The 18778-nt window shown below is 71.1% G+C and carries 22 protein-coding genes; 12 read left to right on the top strand and 10 right to left on the bottom strand.

All coding sequences use genetic code 11. The annotated features are described in order from the left end of the window. Window positions 1–27: 27 nt before the first annotated feature. The 4 genes from FBY23_RS11780 (at window position 28) to FBY23_RS11765 (ending at window position 3331) form a co-directional block, all read left to right on the top strand. Window positions 28–1338: a hypothetical protein gene (locus FBY23_RS11780; protein ID WP_141798310.1), complete on the top strand. Its 1311-nt coding sequence runs from the start codon at window positions 28–30 to the stop codon at window positions 1336–1338. Between the two features lie 88 nt (window positions 1339–1426). Then, window positions 1427–2128 (top strand): glycosyltransferase family 2 protein, encoded by a 702-nt coding sequence (locus FBY23_RS11775; protein ID WP_222117806.1) that lies wholly within the window; start codon window positions 1427–1429, stop codon window positions 2126–2128. Then, complete coding sequence (locus FBY23_RS11770; RefSeq protein ID WP_141798309.1) at window positions 2125–2472, top strand: DUF2304 domain-containing protein; 348 nt, start codon at window positions 2125–2127, stop codon at window positions 2470–2472. Before FBY23_RS11775 ends, FBY23_RS11770 begins: the two co-directional genes overlap by 4 nt. After that, the gene (locus FBY23_RS11765; protein ID WP_141798308.1) at window positions 2456–3331 is read left to right on the top strand and encodes a glycosyltransferase family 2 protein; all 876 of its coding nucleotides are present in this window, start codon (window positions 2456–2458) and stop codon (window positions 3329–3331) included. Before FBY23_RS11770 ends, FBY23_RS11765 begins: the two co-directional genes overlap by 17 nt. On the opposite strand, the gene FBY23_RS11760 is transcribed toward FBY23_RS11765, so the two are convergent. From FBY23_RS11760 to coxB, 4 genes are all read right to left on the bottom strand, one after another. Beyond that, a complete protein-coding gene (locus tag FBY23_RS11760) occupies window positions 3324–4538 on the bottom strand; it encodes an Ig-like domain-containing protein (protein WP_260805920.1) in 1215 nt (404 codons plus the stop codon). The two genes, FBY23_RS11765 and FBY23_RS11760, sit on opposite strands and share 8 nt — an antisense overlap. Before the next feature lie 125 nt (window positions 4539–4663). Continuing rightward, window positions 4664–5080: a cytochrome c oxidase subunit 4 gene (locus FBY23_RS11755; RefSeq protein ID WP_141798307.1), complete on the bottom strand. Its 417-nt coding sequence runs from the start codon at window positions 5078–5080 to the stop codon at window positions 4664–4666. Then, a complete protein-coding gene (ctaD, locus tag FBY23_RS11750; protein WP_141801007.1) occupies window positions 5080–6699 on the bottom strand; it encodes a cytochrome c oxidase subunit I in 1620 nt (539 codons plus the stop codon). The genes FBY23_RS11755 and ctaD overlap by 1 nt, the downstream gene beginning before the upstream one ends. A 65-nt stretch (window positions 6700–6764) precedes the next feature. Further along, window positions 6765–7628, bottom strand: coding sequence for a cytochrome c oxidase subunit II (coxB, locus tag FBY23_RS11745; protein ID WP_260805919.1), 864 nt, complete (start codon window positions 7626–7628; stop codon window positions 6765–6767). Window positions 7629–7732: 104 nt separating this feature from the next. Here coxB and FBY23_RS11740 point away from each other — a divergent pair, with 104 nt between their 5' ends. Together FBY23_RS11740 and FBY23_RS11735 are read left to right on the top strand one after the other, a co-directional pair. Next, window positions 7733–8851 (top strand): cysteine desulfurase family protein, encoded by a 1119-nt coding sequence (locus FBY23_RS11740; protein ID WP_141798306.1) that lies wholly within the window; start codon window positions 7733–7735, stop codon window positions 8849–8851. Beyond that, window positions 8848–9075 (top strand): sulfurtransferase TusA family protein, encoded by a 228-nt coding sequence (locus tag FBY23_RS11735; RefSeq protein ID WP_141798305.1) that lies wholly within the window; start codon window positions 8848–8850, stop codon window positions 9073–9075. Before FBY23_RS11740 ends, FBY23_RS11735 begins: the two co-directional genes overlap by 4 nt. Here FBY23_RS11735 and FBY23_RS11730 read toward each other — a convergent pair. Continuing rightward, complete coding sequence (locus FBY23_RS11730) at window positions 9068–10000, bottom strand: carbohydrate kinase family protein (RefSeq protein WP_141801005.1); 933 nt, start codon at window positions 9998–10000, stop codon at window positions 9068–9070. The two genes, FBY23_RS11735 and FBY23_RS11730, sit on opposite strands and share 8 nt — an antisense overlap. A 140-nt stretch (window positions 10001–10140) precedes the next feature. Between FBY23_RS11730 and FBY23_RS11725 the strand changes: the two genes are divergently transcribed. Beyond that, on the top strand, window positions 10141–10353 hold the full coding sequence (locus FBY23_RS11725; protein WP_141798304.1) for a hypothetical protein: 213 nt from the start codon (window positions 10141–10143) through the stop codon (window positions 10351–10353). A gap of 99 nt (window positions 10354–10452) precedes the next feature. On the opposite strand, the gene erpA is transcribed toward FBY23_RS11725, so the two are convergent. The 4 genes from erpA to FBY23_RS11705 form a co-directional block, all read right to left on the bottom strand. Further along, window positions 10453–10869, bottom strand: a complete 417-nt coding sequence (erpA, locus tag FBY23_RS11720) for an iron-sulfur cluster insertion protein ErpA (RefSeq protein WP_260805918.1) — start codon at window positions 10867–10869, stop codon at window positions 10453–10455. A gap of 71 nt (window positions 10870–10940) precedes the next feature. Then, window positions 10941–12059, bottom strand: coding sequence for an NAD(P)-dependent alcohol dehydrogenase (locus FBY23_RS11715; protein ID WP_141798303.1), 1119 nt, complete (start codon window positions 12057–12059; stop codon window positions 10941–10943). Beyond that, complete coding sequence (locus FBY23_RS11710) at window positions 12056–12526, bottom strand: DUF4334 domain-containing protein (RefSeq protein WP_222117805.1); 471 nt, start codon at window positions 12524–12526, stop codon at window positions 12056–12058. The genes FBY23_RS11715 and FBY23_RS11710 overlap by 4 nt, the downstream gene beginning before the upstream one ends. 41 nt (window positions 12527–12567) lie before the next feature. Beyond that, complete coding sequence (locus FBY23_RS11705) at window positions 12568–13653, bottom strand: glycerate kinase (protein WP_141798301.1); 1086 nt, start codon at window positions 13651–13653, stop codon at window positions 12568–12570. Window positions 13654–13697: 44 nt separating this feature from the next. Here FBY23_RS11705 and FBY23_RS11700 point away from each other — a divergent pair, with 44 nt between their 5' ends. Both FBY23_RS11700 and FBY23_RS11695 read left to right on the top strand, forming a co-directional pair. Continuing rightward, window positions 13698–14561, top strand: coding sequence for a GNAT family N-acetyltransferase (locus FBY23_RS11700; protein ID WP_260805917.1), 864 nt, complete (start codon window positions 13698–13700; stop codon window positions 14559–14561). Between the two features lie 75 nt (window positions 14562–14636). Then, window positions 14637–15275 (top strand): helix-turn-helix domain-containing protein, encoded by a 639-nt coding sequence (locus tag FBY23_RS11695; protein WP_141798300.1) that lies wholly within the window; start codon window positions 14637–14639, stop codon window positions 15273–15275. Window positions 15276–15287: 12 nt separating this feature from the next. On the opposite strand, the gene FBY23_RS11690 is transcribed toward FBY23_RS11695, so the two are convergent. After that, entirely contained in the window at window positions 15288–16496 is a 1209-nt protein-coding gene (locus FBY23_RS11690; RefSeq protein WP_141798299.1) for a globin domain-containing protein, read from the bottom strand. A gap of 142 nt (window positions 16497–16638) precedes the next feature. Here FBY23_RS11690 and nadA point away from each other — a divergent pair, with 142 nt between their 5' ends. From nadA to FBY23_RS11675, 3 genes are read left to right on the top strand one after another with little or no spacing between them, the layout of a single operon-like run. Beyond that, a complete protein-coding gene (gene nadA, locus FBY23_RS11685; RefSeq protein WP_141798298.1) occupies window positions 16639–17814 on the top strand; it encodes a quinolinate synthase NadA in 1176 nt (391 codons plus the stop codon). After that, window positions 17807–18175: a zinc ribbon domain-containing protein YjdM gene (locus FBY23_RS11680; RefSeq protein ID WP_141798297.1), complete on the top strand. Its 369-nt coding sequence runs from the start codon at window positions 17807–17809 to the stop codon at window positions 18173–18175. The genes nadA and FBY23_RS11680 overlap by 8 nt, the downstream gene beginning before the upstream one ends. A 2-nt stretch (window positions 18176–18177) precedes the next feature. Further along, the gene (locus FBY23_RS11675; RefSeq protein WP_141798296.1) at window positions 18178–18771 is read left to right on the top strand and encodes a DUF3043 domain-containing protein; all 594 of its coding nucleotides are present in this window, start codon (window positions 18178–18180) and stop codon (window positions 18769–18771) included. Window positions 18772–18778 lie beyond the last annotated feature (7 nt).

Raw genomic sequence — 18778 nt, 5'->3', positions numbered from 1 at the left:
CGCGTCATCGCGGCGTTCGGGGTCGCTGTGTTCCTGCTCTGCAGCCTGGGCGCACTGAACCCGCCCATCACCGGCGACGTGTGGTCCGCCGACCTCGGAGCGTGGCGTCTCGCGACCAGCGGGACGCCGTGGGTCGACGGGGTCTCCCCCGACCAGCTGCCAGCGTGGCCCGGCGTCGACGACGTCGACAGCGACGCCCTGTGGACGGTGATCAACCCCGACAACGGGCACCGGGTCGTTGCTCGCAGCCCGGGAGCGATCCTCGCCGGCGTGCCCGCGTATGCGATCGCCGGCTGGTTCGACACCGACCGATCGGGCCGCTTCAGCGACGTTCCGGGATCTCTGTCCGCCTCCGCACTGGTCGCTCTGACCGCCGCCCTGCTGCTCCTGGCCGCGTCCCGCCTGGTCCCGGGCCCGGTCGCCGTTGCCTGCACCGCGGCCCTCGCCGCCGGCACGCCGCTGTGGAGCATCGCAGGCAACGACCTCTGGCCACACACGGTCGGAGTACTCGGAATCGCCGGCATGGCCGCCGCGGCCGCCCGCGAGCGCTGGTGGCTCGCGGGGATCCTCGGGGGTGTCGCGCTCGTCGGCCGCCTCCACCTCGCCGTCGTCGTCGCCGTGCTCGGCGTCGGCGTGGCGCTCGCCCGCCGGCAGCCGGGTATCGCCGTCCGCATCGCCGTCGGCAGTCTCCCCTTCGTCCTGCTGAGTTCCGTCTGGGGACACTGGCTGTACGGATCATGGAGCCCCACCGCAGGCTACGCCGCGAGCAGCCTCAGCGCGTGGCCGGCCTCGCGCAGCTGGCCGGAGCGCGCCGCTGACGTCGCCGGCATCCTCGTCTCCCCCGGCGTCGGCGTCCTGGTCTGGACGCCGTGCCTGCTCGTGCTCCTGCCGCTCCTCCGCGGCGCCTGGCGAGAAGCACCCGACTGGGTCCGGGCACTCGCCGTCGGCGGTGCGGTGTACCTCCTGATCCAGGTGTATCTGAACCCGTTCCAGGGTGGCACGGGGTTCTGGGGCTACCGGCTCCCGCTGGAGACGCTGTGCGCGTGCTTCCCGCTCCTCGCGCTCGCCGCGGCACGGCTCGGGCGGCGCGGCCGGACCGCGGCGGCCGTCCTGGTCGGGCTGCAGGTGGGCCTACTGGCCATCGGGGTCCTGTTCGGCGCCGCCTCGACCGACGGCGACGGCGACGGCTCCGCGTGGCGCTACAACCTCGCCCTGGACGCCCTGCGCGAGAACCCGCCCGCCTTCCTTGTCATCCTCGGCATCGGCGCCGGCGCGGCGTACCTCGCCGACCGGTGGATCGGGTCCGGACCGGCTGGGAGCGGTCGGCACCCGGCCTAGTCCCAACGGGCTAGGGCACCGCGGACTGTCGGCCACACTTGGGCGGGACGCATGTCGCGGAGCCGTCCTCCTCACTAACCTCGTCGACGTGAGCACGTCCCCCGCCTTCGATCGCACCGTCGTCGTGGTGCCGATGTACGACGAGGCCGGCATGGTCGGGTCCGTGGTCGCCGCTCTGCGCGAGGTCTTCCCGCACGTCGTGTGCGTGGACGACGGCTCCCGTGACGCGTCGGCGCAGGTCGCCCGGGAGGCGGGTGCGACGGTCCTGCGCCACCCGGTCAACCTCGGCCAGGGTGCGGCGCTGCAGACGGGCTTCGACTACGTGCTGCGCCACACCGACGCGACCCACGTCGTCACCTTCGACGCCGACGGCCAGTACCTCGTCGCCGACGCGGTCACGATGGTCGGCCTCGCCACGGACACCGGGACCGACATCGTCCTCGGCTCCCGCAACCTCGGTCGCACCGAGGGGCAGCCCCACGCCCGTCGCGTTCTCATGGCCGCGGCCCTGCGGTTCTCGCGCACCCTGACGGGCATCCGCCTGACCGACACCCACAACGGCCTGCGGGTGCTCAACCGCCGTGCCCTGGCCGCGATGAACCTGCGCCAGCGCGGCATGGCGCATGCTTCCGAGATCGAGTCCCGGATCGTCAGCGCCTCGCTCTCGTGGCGCGAGCACCCCGTCACCATGTGCTACTCGGACTACTCGCGCAGCAAGGGGCAGTCGAACCTCAACGCGCTGAACATCCTCTACGACCTCGCCAGCGACCGATTGCGATCACCGGCATGATCATCCGGATCTTCCTCATCGCGAGCATCGCCGTCGCGTCGTGGTGGCTGCTGCGCCACCCGACCGGCAACCGGCTCGCGCTCACCCGCCTCGCCGGGATGCTGGTCGCGGCCGCCGCGATCGTGAGCGTCCTGGCCCCCAGCCTCGTGTCCGACGTCGCTCACCGCGCAGGTGTCGAGGAGGGCCCGCACCTGCTGCTGTACCTCCTGATCGTCGTCTTCACGTTCACCTCGATCGCCCAGGCGATGCGGAACCGCGCGATCGAGCACCGCGTTGCCGAGCTGGCCCGCGCGCACGCCCTCCTGCAGGCGGCGTACGCCGAGCGCTGTGACTCCGACGCCTAGCAACCTCCCGTCGGTCGAGTTCGTCCTGCCGTTCTACGGAGACCCGGACCACCTGCTCGAGGCGGTCGACAGCATCCGCGCCCAGAGCGATCCCGAGTGGCGGTTGACCGTCCTCGACGACTGCTACCCCGATCCTGCGGCGAGCGCTGCCGTCGGCGACGGTGACCCACGGATCACCGTCGTCCGGCACACCGCGAACATCGGCCTGAACCGCAACTTCCAGGCATCCCTCGACGTCGCCACGGCCGACTACGTGGTGTTCATGGGCGGCGACGACCGGCTGCTCCCCGGGTATGTCGCGAGGATGCGTGAGACGGCGCGACGCACCGGTGCGGACATGATCCAACCCGGCGTCGAGGTGATCGACGAGCACGGCGCCCCTCATCTTCCGTTGGTCGATCGCGTCAAGCGGCTCCTGCGCCCCTCCCATCGCGACGTCCGTGTCCACTCCGGCCAGCGGGCCTCCGTCCGTCTCCTCACCGGCAACTGGACGACCTTCCCGGCCATCGCGTGGCGCAGGGAGGTAGCACAGGCGATCGGCTTCCGTCCCGGTTACGACATCGTCGTCGACCTGGCCCTGCTCCTCGACGTGCTCGCCGACCGTGGCACCCTCGCCGTCGACCCTGCTGTCACCTTCGAGTACCGCAGGCACTCCGCCTCCGTGTCGTCGGTGCAGGCGGAGTCGGGCACCCGCTTCGACGAGGAGGCGGCGTTCCTCGACCTGATGGCGCGCGACTACCGGCGCCGCGGCTGGCACGTCGCGGCCGCCGCAGCCAAGCTCCGCCTGACCCCGCGGTTGCACGCGCTCCTGGCCCGCCACCGTCGGCGGCCGATGGCCCGGCCTGACGCGCTCAGCTGAGCGCGGAACCCGCGACGTAGTCGTTCCAGGAGACGTTCCAGTCGCCCCAGCCGTTGCCGGGCTCCATCTGGCGGTCGGTGCCGACGTACTCGACCACGTCGCCGCGGCGGGTCATCGAGTAGAGCCAGGCGGCATTGTCGGTGCTCATGCCGGTGCAGCCGTGGGAGACGTTGGCGTGGCCCTGGGAGCCGACCGACCACGGCGCGGCGTGGATGAACTCACCGGAGCTGGTCAGGCGCATGGCCCACTTGACGTCGTCGATGTCGTAGGCCTCGGCGGAGCCGCGGGCGATGCCGACGGTCTCGGAGTTCATCCGCTTCTGGGCGTACTTCTCCATGATGACCTTGACGCCGGAGCGGGTCGTGAAGCCGGCCTTGCCGGTCGTGATCGGCAGCGTGCGCAGCAGCTTGCCGTTCTCGAAGACCTTCATCTGGTGGGTGCGCGCGTTGACCTTGTAGACGTGGGCGGCGCCGATCTCGAAGTCGACCCTGCGGTCCTCCTGGCCGTAGATGCCTGCGCCGGCGCTGACGCCGTTGACGCCGACGTCGACACTGACCTTGGTGCCGGCCTGCCAGTAGGACTCGGGGCGCCAGTGCGCCTCCTTGCTGCTGACCCAGTACCAGGAGCCCGGCTGTGCGGGCGTGGACGTGACGGTCATGTGCTTCTCGAAGCTCGCCTGGTCGGTGACCGGGAGGTCGAAGGTCACGATGACCGGCATGCCGACGCCGACCGTCTCGCCCTGCAGGGGCGCGATCGAGGCGTAGGTCTGCTGGTCCAGGCTCAGCGACTGGGTGGTGAAGGTGGAGATGCTCTCGACCTCCTTGCCGTCGCTGTTGCGGGCGACGGCGCGCACGCGGTAGCGGGTGTCGGGCTCGAGGCCGCCCGAGGACACCCAGCGGGCACCGTCGCCGCGGATCTGTCCCTCGACCCGGCCGGACTTCGACTTGAGCACCACCGAGCTCAGCGTGCCCTTGTCCGCCTTGACCCGGACCACCTTGTCGACAGGGACGCCGGACGCGTCGTCCTTGACATTGGTCGTCACGATCGCCTCGGAGGCAGCGGCCGCCGTGGTCTCGTCGCCTGCCGGGTCGTCTCCGCCGGGGACGAATCCCGAGCCGTCGCAGGCGGTCGCGACGAGCGCGACGGCAGCCAGCAGGGCGGCGGCGCGCAGGGCGCGCGAGCGGGAGCGTGTCAGCGGGGAAGGCACGGAACGAGGGTACCTGCCCCGCCCGGAGATTCCGGGCTGGAAAGCACGTCGGCGGTGTCACACCGTGAGGTGGGACACCGCCGACGAGGGTGCTGAGCGGGGCTCAGCGGGTGGATCAGGGTCGATCAGTGGGCGTAGACGCCGCGGTAGTACTCGAAGATCCAGCCACTCAGCGCGATCGCGCCGAGGACGAACCCGATGATCACGAGCCACCACGCCAGCATGGCCAGCGCGAGGACGATCACGCCGAGGCACGCGGCGCACCACAGCGGCCACCAGGAGTACGGCGGGAAGAAGCCCAGCTCGCCCGCGCCGTCGGCGATCTCGCCGTCCTTGAGGTCCTCCGGACGGGCGTCCATCCGGTTGGCGTGGAACCCGATGTAGAGCGTGACCATGGCGCACAGCAGCGTGGTCATCACCAGCGCGGAGGTGCCGGTCCAGTCGGCGCCGTGGTCACTGCCGTCGGTGATGAACCAGTAGGCAGGGCTGACCAGGACCAGGAAGATCGTGGTCACGCCGAAGATCCATGCTTCGACCTTCATCAGGCGTCGACCTCCTTGGCACCGGCGCCGGCGGCGACCGGCTCGTCGTACATCTCGATGGCGGCGATCTCCGGGTGGTGGAGGTCGAACGCCGGCGACTCCGAGCGGATCCGCGGGATCGAGTGGAAGTTGTGGCGCGGCGGCGGGCAGCTCGTGGCCCACTCCAGCGACCGGCCCCAGCCCCACGGGTCGTCGGTGTTGACCAGCGGACCCTTGCGCGAGACGTAGACGTTGTAGAAGAACGGCAGCATCGAGGAGGCGAGGATGAACGCGCCGATCGTCGAGACCTGGTTCAGCGTGGTGAAGCCGTCACGCGGCAGGTAGTCGGCGTAGCGCCGCGACATGCCCTCGATGCCCAGCCAGTGCTGGACCAGGAAGGTCGTGTGGAAGCCGATGAACAGCAGCCAGAAGTGGATCTTGCCGAGGCGCTCGTCGAGCATCCGACCGGTGAGCTTGGGCCACCAGAAGTAGAAGCCGGCGAACATCGCGAACACGACCGTGCCGAACACCGTGTAGTGGAAGTGCGCCACCACGAAGTAGGAGTCGGAGACGTGGAAGTCCAGCGGCGGACTGGCCAGGATGATGCCCGTCAGGCCACCGAAGAGGAAGGTCGTGAGGAAGCCGATCGACCAGAGCATGGGTGTGTCCATGCGCACTGAGCCGCCCCACATCGTGCCGATCCAGTTGAAGAACTTCACGCCTGTCGGTACGGCGATCAGGAACGTCATGCCGGAGAAGAACGGCAGGTTGACGGCCCCGGTGACGAACATGTGGTGCGCCCACACGGCCACCGAGAGGATCGCGATGCCGAGCGTCGCGCCGACCAGGCCGACGTAGCCGAAGATCGGCTTGCGGCTGAAGACCGGGAGGATCTCGGAGATGATGCCGAAGAACGGCAGGGCGATGATGTAGACCTCGGGATGCCCGAAGAACCAGAACAGGTGCTGCCACAGGATCGCCCCGCCGTGCGAGGCGTCGAACACGTGGGCGCCGATCTGGCGGTCGGCCTCGAGGGAGAGCAGCGCGCCGGCGAGGATCGGGAACGCGATCAGCACCAGGATCGCCGTGATCAGCACGGTCCAGACGAAGATCGGCATCCGGAACATGGTCATGCCGGGGGCACGCATGCAGATGATCGTGGTGATGAAGTTGACCGCACCGAGGATGGTGCCGAGACCCGCCATCCACAGACCCATGATCCACAGGTCACCACCGACGCCGGGGCTGTTGACCGAGTCGGACAGCGGCGTGTAGGCGAACCAGCCGAAGGACGCGGCGCCCTGCGGGGTGAGGAAGCCGGCGCCGGCGATCAGGCCGCCGAACAGGTACAGCCAGTAGCTGAACATGTTGAGGCGCGGGAACGCGACGTCGGGCGCGCCGATCTGCAGCGGCATGATCGCGTTGCCGAAGCCGAAGAACAGCGGCGTCGCGAACAGCAGCAGCATGATCGTGCCGTGCATCGTGAAGAGCTGGTTGTAGAGCTCCTCGTTGACGATCTGGCTGCCCGGATAGGCGAGCTCGGACCGGATGAGAAGCGCCATGATGCCGCCGGCCATGAACCAGGCCAGTGCGGTGCCGAAGTACAGGTTGCCGATCAGCTTGTGATCGGTCGTGGTCATCGCGCGGACGATCTGCTGGCCGAGCGGCTTGCGCTGGCTGAGGTCCGCGGAACGCGCGAGAGTGGTCACTCGTGCTCTCCCTCGTCGTCGTTGATGGGCTGCTTGGCGTACTTGCCGCCTTCGACAGGCTCGTCCGACACGTGGTCGGGGTCCTTGGCCAGGTCGGCGAGGTAGGCCTCGTAGTCAGCCTCGGAGACGACCTTCACGTTGAAGAGCATCCGCGAGTGGTAGACACCGCACAGCTCGTAGCACTTGCCGTCGTAGTCGCCGATCTCGGTCGGCGTCACCTGGTAGGAGTTCTTGTTGCCCGGGACGACGTCCATGCGCATCGCGAAGGCCGGGATGCCGAAGTTGTGGATGACGTCGGGGCTGCGCAGCTGGAACTCGATGGTCTTGTCGACCGGGATCACGAGGTCCGGGATGTCCTCACCGGTGCCGGAGACGAAGACGTTCTTGCCCTCGTAAGGCTGGTTGAACGTCCACTGCCACTTCTGGCCCACGACCGTGACGACCACGTCGGGGTTGGGGTCGTGCTCGAGTGCGATGTTCTGCACTCGCACGGTCTGCGAGAAGAACGCGATGACCATGATGACCGGGAAGATCGTGTAGAAGATCTCGATCGGCAGGTTGTAGCGCGTCTGCACGGGGACCTCGTCGTCGCTGCGACGACGGAACCAGATCGGGACGCCGATGATGAGCGCCCACGTGATGACACCGGTCACCAGCGCGGCGATCCAGGCGCCCTGCCACAGGTGCAGGATGTGCTCACCCTGCGTGGTCGTGATCTCCGGCATGCCGAACCGTTCCCACTGGGTATCGGTCGAGCAGCCGGACAGCGCGAGCGCGAGTACGACGAATCCGGCGAGCGGGGTCGCGCGACGGAAACGTCGCTGCGCGCCACGCGTGCGCTCGGGGTGCCACCAGCCCACGAACGAGCCTTCCTCTCGAGGGTCAGAACCACTGCGAACACTAGCGGAGTGCGGCCCCGGTCGGGGCAAGGGGTCCTTCCGTTGGGGTGTTCTAGGGTTCGGATGTGAGCAGTACCTCCGAGGTCTACCTCGACTCGGCCTCGTCGACCCCGCTCCACCCGGCGGCCCGGGACACCCTGCTGGCCGCCCTGGACCGCGGGTACGGCGACCCACGGCGCCTGCACGCCGCCGGGCGCGACGCGCGACTGCTCCTCGACAACGCCCGGGCGGTCGTGGCCGAGTGCCTCGGCGCCCGGCCCGACGAGGTGGGCTTCACGGCCTCGGGGACCGACGCCGTGCACCGCGGCCTGCTGGGCCTGACCGCGGCGAGCGGGCGCGACGGGATCGTGCACGGAGCGGTCGAGCACTCCGCGGTGCTCCACGCCGCCGCCTGGCGTCCCTCCCCCGCCCAGGCGAGCATCCCGGTCGACGCGCTCGGCCATGTCGACCTCGCCGCGCTGGCCGGGGCGGCGCGCCTCCCCGGCGTGGGCGCGGTGGCGCTGCAGGCCGCCAACCAGGAGGTGGGGACGGTGCAGCGGGTCGACGGGCTCGACCTGCCGGCCGGCGTACCGCTGCTGGTGGACGCGGCCGCCGCCGTCGGCCACGTGCCGCTCCCCCGCCGGTGGGACGCGCTGACCGCGTCGGCGCACAAGTGGGGCGGCCCGGCCGGCGTCGGCGTGCTGGCCGTCAGGCGCGGCACCCGGTGGACCAACCCGTTCCCGGGTGACGACGGCCTGGACCAGCTGGGCGGCTTCCCCGACGTGCCCGCGGCGCTCGCCGCGGCGGCCGCGCTGCAGGCCGTCCTGGCGGAGCGGGAGGAGGTCGCCGCGCGCCAGCACGCGCTCGTCGACCGGATCCGGGCGGCTGCGGCGGCCCTGCCCGACACCGAGGTCGTGGGCGATCCGGTGGCCCGGCTCCCCCACCTGGTGACGTTCTCCTGCCTCTACGTCGGCGGCGACGAGATCGTCAGCGCGCTCGCGCGGCGCGGCTTCGGCGTCGCCAGCGGCTCGGCCTGCACCGCCTCGACGCTCGAGCCCAGCCACGTGCTGGCCGCGATGGGCGCCCTCACGCACGGCAACGTGCGGGTCTCGCTGGGCCGCGACACCACCGCCGCGCAGGTCGAGGCGTTCTGTGCCGCCCTCGCCGACGAGGTCGGCCGGATCCGGGCGGAGGCCGGTCTGTGACCACCGAGATCGACTGCCGCGACCTGCCCTGCCCGCGCCCGGTCATCGAGCTCGCGAAGGCGCTGCCGACCGTGGAGGTCGGCGACCTGCTCGCCGTGGTCGCCCGCGACCCGGCGGCGCGGCACGACGTGCCGGCGTGGTGCCGGATGCGCGGGCAGGAGTACGTCGGCGAGGAGCGCGCCGCGGACGGCGCGCCCCGCTACGTGGTGCGGCGCCTCAGCTGAGGTACTTGGCGACCTCGTCGGCCGCGTCGTCGCCGTACGAGTCGCGGATGCGCGCGACGAACTGCTCGTGGGTGAACTCGTACTCCTGGGTGCCGACGGTCTCGACGACGTAGGCGGCGAGCACGCAGCCGACCTGGGCGGCGCGCTCGAGCGAGGTGCCCCACGACAGCGCGGCCAGGAAGCCGCCCCGGAAGGCGTCGCCGACGCCGGTCGGCTCGACCGCGGCGACGTCCTTGGCGGCGGGAACCTCGAAGGAGGTGCCGTCGCTGGAGGTGACCCGGACGCCGTCCTTGCCGAGCGTGGTGACCTGCAGGCCGACCTTGGAGAGGACCTCCTCGGCGCTCCAGCCGGTCTTCTTCTCGATGACGTGCGACTCGTACTCGTTGGAGAACAGGATCGCCGCCCCCTCGATGAGGTCGCGGATCAGGTCGCCCTCGGCGAACGCGAGCTGCTGGGAGCAGTCGGCGATGAAGGCGTAGCCGCGCTGGCGGCACTCCTCGGTGTGCCGCTTCATGGCGTCGGGGTCGTCGGCACCGATGAGGACGTACGCCGGCGCGCCGACCCGCTCGACGATCGGCAGCAGCTCGATCTGGCTGGCCTCGCTCATCGCGCCCGGGTAGAAGGACGCGAACTGGGCCATGGTGGTGTCGGTGGTGCACACGAAGCGGGCGGTGTGCTTGCTCTCCGAGATGTGCACGGAGTCGCAGTCGACGCCGTTGCGCTCGAGCCAGGAGCGGTAGTCGGCGAAGTCCTCGCCCGCGGCACCGACGAGCACGGGCCGCAGCCCGAGCCGGGCCAGCCCGAAGCACATGTTGGGCGCCACGCCCCCACGGCGGATCTCGAGGTCGTTGACCAGGAACGAGACCGACAGCTTGTCGAGCTGCTCGACGACCAGCGAGTCGGCGAACTTCCCGCCGAAGGTCATCAGGTGGTCGGTGGCGATCGAGCCGGCGATCAGGAGGGAGCCCGTGGGTGCAGTCACGATACGAAAGGTTAACCGAGCCGTAGCCGGCGCGACGGCGTTCCCCCTGGGAGTACTGGAAAGTAACGCTTAGCGTCGAAGACATGCCGCCGTACGAAGAGATCGCCAGCCCCGCCGACCTGCACGCCGACTGCCAGGCCGTCAGCCGGCGCCTCCAGGACGCCGCCGTCAAGGCCACCCGACCCGCGCCGAGCATCCACTTCGACGACCAGCCGCGCGAGGTGCCGAAGCGCGACATCCAGATCTCCGAGGCCGCCCAGCGCCTCGCCAACGCGCTGCACCTCCACCTGGACTGACGGGTTGAGTTGCCACTTTCTCACCGTTGAATTGCCACAGCCGCACGGGTAGCCCGTGCGGCTGTGGCAATTCAACGGTGAGAAAGTGGCAACTCAACCTCAGTGGAACGAGTCGCCGCAGGCGCAGGAGCCCGTGGCGTTCGGGTTGTCGATCGTGAAGCCCTGCTTCTCGATCGTGTCGACGAAGTCGATGACCGCGCCGTTGAGGTAGGGCACGCTCATCCGGTCGACGACGACGGCCACGCCGTCGAAGTCGGTGACGATGTCGCCGTCGAGGGTGCGCTCGTCGAAGAAGAGCTGGTAGCGCAGGCCCGAGCAGCCGCCGGGCTGCACCGAGATGCGCAGGGAGAGGTCGTCGCGACCCTCCTGCTCGAGCAGGCTCTTCACCTTCGTGGCCGCCACCGGGCTCAGGTTGATCTGGTCCTCACGGCGCTCGAGGTCCACCGGGGCCGCGACGGTCGTGGTCGCGCCGGGGGCCTCGTGGCTGTGGCCGCCTCCGCAGCAGCTGTCGCTCATGCTCACTCCAGGGTGTGTCAGTCGGTGTAGCCAAAGGGTGTTCGACTAGCCCAATGGTCGCACAGTCCTGGTTATTCCCCCCAGACGAGGACCGGCTTGACCACCGTCCCCGCCCTGGAGTCGGCCACCGCGTCGGCGATCTTCTCGAACGGGTATGTCGTGACGAGGTGGTCGACGTCGAACCTGCCCGCCTCTCGCAGCGCGATCAGCTCGGGGATCGTGACCAGCGGATCGGCCTCCCCCTCGATCGAGGAGCGCACGATCTTGCCGCTCGAGAGCAGGTCGATCGCGTCGATGGTGTACTCCGGCGCGCCGAGCCCGAGCGCGACCAGCATGCCGCGGGTGCGCAGCGAGCGCTGGGCCTGCAGTACGACGGCCGGGATGGCCGTCGTGTCGATGGCGTACGTCGCCCCGCCGCCGGTCACCTCGCGGACCCGGTCCTCGACCGGTGCGGCGCCCTCCTCGGTCGGGTCGAGCGCGATCGCCCCGTAGCCCGCGGCCGTCTCGCGGCGCGAGGCGACCGGGTCGACGGCGACCACGGTCTCCACGCCGGCGCCGCGGGCGACGGCGATCGCGGCGAGGCCGACCGCGCCGGCGCCGTACACGACGATGCTCTCGCCGGGCGCGGGGTCCAGGACGTTGAGCACCGTGCCGGCACCGGTCTGGAAGCCGCAGGCGAAGGGTGCCAGGCGGGTGAGGTCGAGCCGCTTGTCGACGACGACGCAGTTGTCGGCGTACGCGAGGGCGTGGCGGGCCAGGCTGGACTGGCCGAAGAAGCTGCCGAAGACGGTCTGGCCGCCCCCATCCTCCTGGCTCCGCTTCATGGTGGTCGAGCCGTCGGCGCGCATGCCCATGTAGTTGAGCAGCAGGGACTGCTCGCAATAGCCGACGTCGCCGGCCAGGCACGGCGCGCACTGCCGGCAGGAGCGGAAGCTCAGCACCACGTGGTCGCCGACCTCGATGCCGCTGACGGCGGCACCGACCTTCTCCACGACGCCGGTGCCCTCGTGGCCGACGACGGTCGGCAGCATCTCCTGCGGCAGCATGGTCGGCACGGTCAGGTCGGTGTGGCACAGGCCGGTCGCGACGATGCGGACCAGGACCTCGTCGTCGCGGGGCTCCTCGAGCTCGACCTCGGCGGCGACGAACTCGCCACCGGGCTCCTCGACGAGGTAGGCAGTCGTCTTCACGCGTCACGCTCCAGCCAGAAGTAGTAGAGGTCGTCGATGCCGAAGGTCCCGGCGAGCTTGCCGTTCATGATGCCCATGACGGTGTCGGCGTCCACCTTCTTGAAGTGGTCGAGGACGGGCATCTTGTCGTAGACCATCGTGGCCGTGACCTCGCCGCGGAAGCCGACGGGCCACAGTGACGCCTCGCCGCCGCCACCGGCCGCGAGGTTGGAGTAGAGCTCCCCGTTCTCGTCGCGACAGACCAGCGGGACCGCCTCGAGCGGGCTGTCGAAGCGCTTGCCGTGCCAGCGCACCTTCTCCAGCACGCTGCTGGCGACGTGCCCGGTGGCGAAGTCGCCGCCCCGCCAGGCACCGAGCATCTCCTCGACCTCCACGGTCGCGAGGTCGGCCCAGAGGGCGTCGAGGTCGGCGGGGTCCGCGTGCTCGGCGGCCCGGAGCTCGTCGAAGCGGGTTCTGATGTCCGTCACCCGGGCAATCTAGAACACGTTCCACTCTTGGCGCGAGTGGCTCAGCTCGACCAGGTGCGGGCGACCCTGGCCGCGAGCTCGCTCAGGGCACCCGACGGGTCGGCGAAGGCCCGCTCCTCCCCCACGGCGTCGACCAGGGAGTACGCCGCGTCCATGCCGAGCGCGCGCATCTCCCGGGACCCGACGAGCACCTGGCCGGCCAGCGCCACGCACGGGCGCAGCGCGTCGGCTGCGATCGCGGCCACCCCGGCCGGGACCTTGCCGGCGCGGCTGCTGAAGTCGAAGGCGCCCTCGCCGGTGATGACCAGGTCGGCGTCGCGGGCCTGGCGGGCCAGGCCGACCGCCTCGGCGACCAGCTCGATGCCGGAGACGCGGGTGCCGCCCAGCAGCATCAACGCGAAGCCGAGCCCGCCGGCCGCACCGGCGCCGGGCTCGAGGGCCACCCGCCGGTCGGTCGCGGCCGCGAAGCTCTCGAGGAACCCGTCGAGCAGGACCTGGGTCTCTTCGTCGAGGCCCTTCTGGGGGCCGAAGGTCTTGCTCGCACCGAACAGCCCGGTGAGCGGGTTGTCGACGTCGGTCGCCGCGATGATCTCGACGCCGTCGACCAGGCCGCGCGGGATGCTCAGGTCGACCCGGCTCACCCCGTCGAGGAAGATCCCGCCGACGTCCAGCGCGACGTCCGCGTCCGCACCGAGCGCGGCGAGCAGGCCGGCTCCCCCGTCGTTGGTCCCCGAGCCACCCAACCCGACCACCACCCGGCGGGCGCCGGCGTTGACCGCCTCGAGGAGCAGGCGGCCGACGCCGACCGTCGTACCGAACTCGCCGAGCTTGCCGTCCGTCAGGTGGACGCCGCAGACCTGGGCGCTCTCGACGTAGACGGTGTCGCCCACCTCGAGGATCGTGGCCGGGACCTCGTGGCCCTGCGGCGCCTCGCCGACGACGGCGAGCAGCTCGCCGCCGAGGGTCGCGTGCAGGACGTCGACGAACCCGGGCCCGCCGTCCGACATGGGGGCGAGCACGACCTCGTCGTCGGGCGCGTGCCGGCGCCAGCCGGCCGCGATGGACTCGGCGGCCTCGACCGCCGTCAGGGTGCCCGCGAACTTGTCGGGGGCGACCAGGATCCGCATGCGTCACATCATGGGGGACGTCTACGGTCACAGGTGTGCAAGACGTGCTGATCCGACCGATGACCGACGCCGACGTACCCCTGGCCGAGGGGATCAGCGACGACGCCTTCTTCGCCCTCGACGTCGCCAACCGGCTGCCCGCCGCGCCCCCGCCCGAGCGCCGCTCCGCCTCGCACAGCGCGGCCTGGGAGGCCCGTACCCGGGGCTTCCTGGCCTCCGACCCGGACGGATGCTGGGTCGCCGTTCAGGACGACGAGGTGGTCGGGTTCGCGACCAGCTTCCGCCGCGAGCGGGTCTGGTGCCTGGCGACCTTCGCGGTCCGGCCGGGCCTGCAGGGGGCCGGGATCGGCGCGCAGGTGCTCGACGCCGCGCTGGCGTACGGCGCCGACACGCCCCGCGGGATGCTCGCCGCCTCCGTCGACCCCCGGGCGCTGCGCCGCTACCACCTGGCCGGGTTCCGGCTGCACCCCCAGCTCGCCCTGCACGGTGCGATCGACCGGTCGGTGCTGCCGGCCCTGACCGGGGTGCGCGAGGGCGACGCCGACGACCTGGCCTGGATGGACGACCTGGACCGCGCCCACCGGGGCGGTCCGCACGGCGCCGACCACGAGCGGCTGCTGGCCGCCGGCCGGCTGGTCGTGACGACCGACCGCTCGGGCTACGCCTACACGAACGGCCGGGTCATGGCGTTGCTCGCGGCCCGCGACGAGGACGCCGCGCGCACCCTGCTGTGGGAGTGCCTCGCGAGCGCCGAGGAGCGCTACGAGATCGCCCACGTGACGTCGGCGAACTACTGGGCGGTCGAGGTCGGCCTGACCGCCCGGCTGGACCTGGTCGCCCGCGGCCACCTCGGCCTGCGCGGCATGGACCCGCCCTCGCCGTACGTGCACCACGGTGCGCTGTTGTGACGGGCTTAGCCCGGATCCGGGCTTAGGATCGGACCGTTGGCGCGACCGTCCGGTCGCCCTCGGACAGGGAGCCCGATGCCTCGCCGTGCGCACGACTTCCGCGGCCTGACTCCGCTGGGCCGGCTGAAGGTGCTGCGTGCCGTCCAGCACCGGCCCGGCAGCCTCCTGGCCGAGATCGCCGAGGCCACGGGGCTGCACGTCAACACCGCGCGGGACCACCTCGGCGTGCTCGAGGAGGAGGGCCTGGTCGCCCGTCACACGGTCGCGACGAAGCGGCGCGGACGCCCGCCGGTGGCCTTCGTCCCCGTGAGCGACACCAGCCAGAACCCCCGGGCGGCCCAGCGGGCCGCGGAGGCGGCCCAGCGGGGCGACCTGCTGCGCAAGCTCGCCCCGCACCCCGCTCACGGGGGGTCACTCGGCGAGGGGGCCGCCCACCAGCTCGACGTGCTCTACGAGCACCTCGACGACACCGGCCTCGAGCCGGTGGTCGACGTCGAGGACCTCACGATCGGGCTGACACCCTGCCACTACGGCGACGTGAGCGCCGAGGAGCGGCCGATGGTGTGCTCGGTCCACACCCGGCTGGTCGAGTCGATGCTCGAGCAGGTCCCCGGCCCTCTGGAGCTGGGCACGCTCCAGCCGTTCGTCACGCCGCGGTCGTGCGTGGTCCGGCTGCGCCGTACCGATGCTGCCGGCAGCGCCGGCACCGACTGAGGTCCCGGCGGGTCAGGCCGGCTGCTGCACCCACAGGTCGGGCCCGAACACCTCGTAGTGGATGTTGCCCGACTGCACGCCCTGACCGATCAGCGTGCGGCGAGCCTCCTGCATGAACGGGATCGGGCCGCACATCACCACCTGCGCCTGCTCCGGGATCTCCACGTCCGACAGGTCCATGCGGCCCGCCCGTGCTGGGTGCAGCGTGGGCGCGGAGTCGGCGCGCTCCTCGTACCAGTTCTGTGCCCGGGCGTCCGCCATCGCCAGCACCCTGCGCCGCAGCTCGACGTAGAGGGTGTGGTCGTCGTGGGACCGGTCGGCGTGGAACAGCCGCACCGTCCGGGCCGGCTGCCGACGGGACAGGTCCGCCATGATCGCCAGCACCGGCGTGATGCCGATTCCCGCGGACACCAGCACCAGGGGGACCTCGGACTCGTCGAGCACCACGTCCCCGCACGGCTGGGAGACGTCGAGGACGGCGCCCGGGACTGCGTGCTCGTGCAGCCAGCCGGACACCTGGCCGTCGGGGGCGCCGTCGGTGCCGCGCATCCGCTTGACGGTCACCCGCAGCGAGTCGTTGCCGGGGCCGGAGGAGATCGTGTACTGCCGCGGCTGGCGGGTGCCGTCCGGCAGGTCCACGGCGATCGCGACGTACTGGCCCGTGCGGTGCGGGAGGACCTCGCCGTCGAGGGGGACCAGCACGAGCGAGAACACGTCCTCAGACTCCTCGACCCGCTCGGCGACCCGGTGCGGGCGCCACGGGTGGGCCGGGTCGGTGCCGTGGCCGGCGTACAGGCGGGCCTCCTCGGCGATCAGGGCGGTGGCGAAGAGCCAGTACACCTCGTCCCACGCGGCGGCCACCTCCGGCGTGACCGCCTCGCCCAGCACGGTCTTGACGGCCTTGAGCAGGTGGTGCCCGACGATCGTGTACTGGGCCGCATGGATGCCCAGGGAGACGTGCTTGTGGGCGATGCGACGCAGCACCGGGCCGAAATCGGGTGCGTCCGGGTCGATGAGATGGACGGCGAAGGCGACGACCGACGCGGCGAGCGCCTTCGGCTGCTCGCCGACCGCCTGGTTCGCCCGGTTGAACACGTCGAGCAGCTCCGGGCGGGCGGCGAACATGTCCGGGTAGAAGACGCCGGTGATCGCCTCGGCGTGCTCGGCCACGACGCCCGCGGTGGCGGCGACGACGGCTTCGGACTCGGTGGACAGCTTCATGGGGACCCCTTGGTGAGGCTGGGTGGTGGACGAACACCTGATCCTGTCCACGGCCGGCGAGACACCGATCCCTGTTCGGCCGTGACTATTCGCGGGGCTGGCCGGGGAACGGCGGGATCCGCGGCCAAACTAGGATGACTCCATGACCACCGTTGACCTCCCGCTGCTGCCGCTGGGCCGTGGCACGGACGCGCTCTCCGAACGCGGCGTCGACTGCCCCGGCGACCTGCCGGCGCCCTCCGACCCGGACCTGGTGGCGCGCGCCCGCGCGGCCAAGGAGAAGCTCGGCGACCGGCTGTTCGTGCTCGGGCACCACTACCAGCGCGACGAGGTCATCCAGTTCGCCGACGTCACCGGCGACTCCTTCAAGCTCGCCCGTGACGCGGCGGCCCGCCCCGACGCGGAGTACATCGTCTTCTGCGGCGTGCACTTCATGGCCGAGTCCGCCGACATCCTCACCGGCCCCGACCAGAAGGTGATCCTCCCCGACCTCGCCGCCGGCTGCTCGATGGCCGACATGGCGCGGATCGCCCAGGTCGAGCGGGCCTGGGAGGCGCTGGCCGCCGCTGGCGTCCAGGACGTCGTCGTGCCGGTCACCTACATGAACTCCAGCGCCGACATCAAGGCGTTCTGCGGCCGCAACGGCGGTGTCGTGTGCACCTCGTCGAACGCGGAGGTCGCCCTCGACTGGGCGTTCCAGCAGAAGGGCCCCGACACGAAGGTGCTGTTCCTCCCCGACCAGCACCTCGGCCGCAACACCGCGGTCCTGCAGCTCGGGTACTCCCTCGACGAGTGTGTCGTGTGGAACCCGCTGATGCCCAACGGCGGCCTGACCGCCGAGGAGCTCGCGGGCGCCCGGATGATCCTGTGGAAGGGCCACTGCTCGGTCCACGGCCGGTTCTCCGCCGACGTGGTCGACGAGCTGCGCGCGAAGGTGCCGGACCTCAACGTCCTGGTCCACCCCGAGTGCCAGCACGAGGTCGTGCTCAAGGCCGACCTGGTCGGCTCGACCGAGTTCATCATCAAGACCATCGAGGCCGCGCCCGCTGGCTCGAGCTGGGCGATCGGCACCGAGCTCAACCTGGTGCAGCGCCTGGCCAACGCGCACCCGGACAAGAACATCATGTTCCTGGACCGCAACGTCTGCTACTGCTCGACGATGAACCGGATCGACCTGCCCCACTTCGTGTGGGCGCTGGAGAACCTCGTCGAGGGCGTCGTCGTCAACCAGATCGAGGTCGACCCGCAGACCGAGGCCGACGCGCTGGCCGCCCTCCAGCGGATGCTGGACCTGCCCGGGAAGTCCCACCGTGACTGACGCCCTCCCGCCGTGCCCGGAGTGCTCGAGCGCGTACACCTACGAGATGGGCGACCTGCTGGTCTGCCCCGAGTGCGCCCACGAGTGGTCGCCCGCCGAGGCCGCGGCGGCCGCTGACGAGGCGGCGGCCGCGGGCGTCGTACGCGATGCCAACGGGAACGCCCTCGCCGACGGCGACGACGTCATCGTGGTCAAGGACCTGCCGGTCAAGGGCGCGCCGAAGCCGATCAAGTCCGGCACCAAGGTCCGCAACATCCGCCTCGTCGCCCCCGACATCCGGGTCGGCGACCACGACATCGACTGCAAGGTCGACGGGTTCGGCCCGATGCAGCTCAAGTCCAGCCTGGTCCGGAAGGCCTGATCGTGTTCAAGCGCACCAAGTCCCCCGCCGCCCCCGAGCCCGCACCGGACGGTGAGGGCAAGGTCGGCGGAAAGGGCCGCCCGACGCCGACGCGCAAGGAGGCCGAGGCCGCCGCCAAGGCGCGCGCCAAGGCACCCACCGACCGCCGCGACGCCTCGCGTCGCCAGCGGGAGTACCGCGCCGAGGAGAGCCGCAAGATCCGCCAGGGCATGAAGAGCGGCGACGAGCGCTACTTCCTGCCCCGCGACAAGGGCCGGGTGCGCCGCTTCATCCGCGACTACGTCGACCGCCGCTTCTCCATCGTCGAGATGGTCATCCCGTTGATGATCATCGGCCTGATGCTCGGCTACACCGGCAACTCGGCGCTCGTGCAGGCCTCCAGCATGGTCCTGCTCGCCACCGTGCTGTTCGTCGTGACCGACATGCTCGTCCTCCGCTTCCGGCTGCGCCGCGAGCTGCGCACCCGCTTCCCCGACGAGCCGCTCAAGGGCACGACCTACTACGCGCTGACCCGGTCGATGCAGATGAAGTTCATGCGCCTGCCCAAGGCCCGCGTCAAGATCGGGCAGCCGCTGCCCGAGGACTACGACAAGTAGCACCAAG

The sequence above is a fragment of the Nocardioides sp. SLBN-35 genome, from assembly GCF_006715725.1.
Taxonomy (GTDB): Bacteria; Actinomycetota; Actinomycetes; order Propionibacteriales; family Nocardioidaceae; genus Nocardioides.
Note: the sequence above shows the minus strand (reverse complement) of the source record. Positions and strands in the feature narration are given on the sequence as shown.